Annotated in this window: 2 protein-coding genes; both read right to left on the bottom strand. The window is 35.5% G+C overall.

Annotation, left to right across the window (positions count from 1 at the left end):
- Positions 1-1153 (bottom strand): IS110 family RNA-guided transposase (locus EFD62_RS17255; RefSeq protein ID WP_128706590.1); only part of this gene is annotated, 1153 nt, incomplete at its 3' end.
- Between the two features lie 440 nt (positions 1154-1593).
- Positions 1594-1896, bottom strand: a complete 303-nt coding sequence (locus EFD62_RS17250; protein ID WP_069193088.1) for a hypothetical protein — start codon at positions 1894-1896, stop codon at positions 1594-1596.
- Positions 1897-2005 lie beyond the last annotated feature (109 nt).

The raw sequence follows: 2005 nt of genomic DNA, 5'->3' as shown, positions 1-2005 counted from the left end.
TACCTTCTTTAATTTTACCTTCAAAATATTCTCTAAACACTGGATGCCTTGGCTTGCCTGATGGCGATATTTGCACCAACTGAATAGCCAAAAAGTGAAATATAGCATTTAAAACCCTGTTTCCCTGTCTGCTCCTTTGGTCTTTGCCTTTTCCTGCCGAACTAAAATTAACAGGACACACACCGCAAAACTGGGCTAATTTATCAGAATTCGGAAACCTTTGAACGTTGCCAATCTCGGAAATAATGTTAGAAGCAGTAATTAAATTGATACCGGGCATTGTTTGGAGTTTATATCCTGTCAAATCAACAAGCCTTTCCAATTCGTTGTCAATATCCTCGTTTTCCTGCTTTTTAAACCGTATTTCCCTTACAAGGCTTTTAATAATCAAGTCTCTTTCATATTGAAAGTCCTTTTCTTTTGGGCTGTTCTGCTCCGATAATGTCAATATCATTTCTGCCTGTTCCTGCTTCATTCCTTTATGTATTGTCCTCAATTCCTCTAAAAGCGTTTCCTGCTTTACACCCTTTAAATACTGTGGGTGTGGGTACTTCTCCCAAAATAACAGGGCTGTTTTATTGTCTACATCACAGAAATATTTTTTGTAACTTGGATAGACATTTGTTAAATTGGAATTTAATTGATTCTTGGCAATAACAATTCCTTTAACAAGGCTGTTCCTGCGTTTTACCAATTGCCTTATAGTCCAATGTAAGTCGTTGTGTTCTTCATTTGGCAAAGTGTCCACCATATCACGCAAAATTTTGGCAACACAAAACGCATCGTACCCATCATTCTTTTTACTCATTGGGGCACTCGACCGCATGGCATCAGTATAAGCAGGGTTTACATGTTTCACAGTAAATTTATGCCCTAAAAGGTAAGAAGCAAAATTCCTTCCAAATCCTCTGGTATCTTCAAGCCCGAAACATGGGGTTAAATCTTTATAAATCTTTTTGACATCCTGCATGAATTTATCAAATTTTGAAGGTCTATTTTCAAAAGTAATTTCACCTAAAATATTAGTCCAGCAATCTATTACAACCGCAACATGAATATCTTTATGCATGTCGATTCCTATAAAAGCTGTTTTTCTTTTCTCGTATATAAATATCCTCTCCTTTTTTCCTGTCTCCACAAAACCTATCGGCAACCGCACTTTATGAGCATTAAGCCTTTCGACCCTGCAAGGGAGTTGTAAACCTGTCTATTTTTTATGTGACAAATTACGTGAATATGGCTTCACGAGCCTATTTTAATTACTGTACTGCTCCGCTTGGACACAATTTCTTTACTACTATTGACCGACACAAAAACAATAAGCATTACAAAATCAGTAACCGCAATATTTACAAAGTCCTCATTACATGTCCATTACAAGCAAACGGACAAGACCAAACTGTCTTTACGCTCTGAATTGGAACAAAAACAGAATCCTTTTTACAAATTGCATGATGTAAAATTTAGAGCTATCCTTACAAAATCCTCACTACATGTGATTTACAGGCTTTTACAACCAACTGGAATTTACCAAAACGGTTAAACAAGACAAAACACCACAAAAACAGATTCATTTTTACGGATTATATTAACTTAAACCTTTTTCCAACCTCTTGATTTTAGGGCTTCTTGGGTATATTCTTCCTTCTTGTAATTGGTAATGGTTTTTCTGCATTTGATATTTTCAAACAAAATACCATCATCAAGTAAAACTACTTTTTTAATCCATCCACTTTCTAAAGACTTTTCCCAAACTTCATTTGGTAAATGACTTGAAAAATAGAGCCTTAAAGCCTTTTCAATAATGGCATTACCTCCACAGCCTTCCTCTTTTGCTTTTTCTTTGGTTTGATTTAAAATATCCTCTGGAAGTATTGTTGTATAGCGTATTTTCACATTTTCACCCCCAATCGAAAAAAATAAAATATCTATATAAAAGGGTATCAAGCCGATTCGGCAAGATAACCCCTGATAGCTTCAATAAACCTGCTTCCATACTTTTCTA

The organism is Acetivibrio mesophilus, assembly GCF_004102745.1.
Classification (GTDB): domain Bacteria; phylum Bacillota; class Clostridia; order Acetivibrionales; family Acetivibrionaceae; genus Hungateiclostridium; species Hungateiclostridium mesophilum.
The sequence above is the reverse complement of the archived record's forward strand: the minus strand, read 5'-3'. Positions and strand labels throughout refer to the sequence as shown.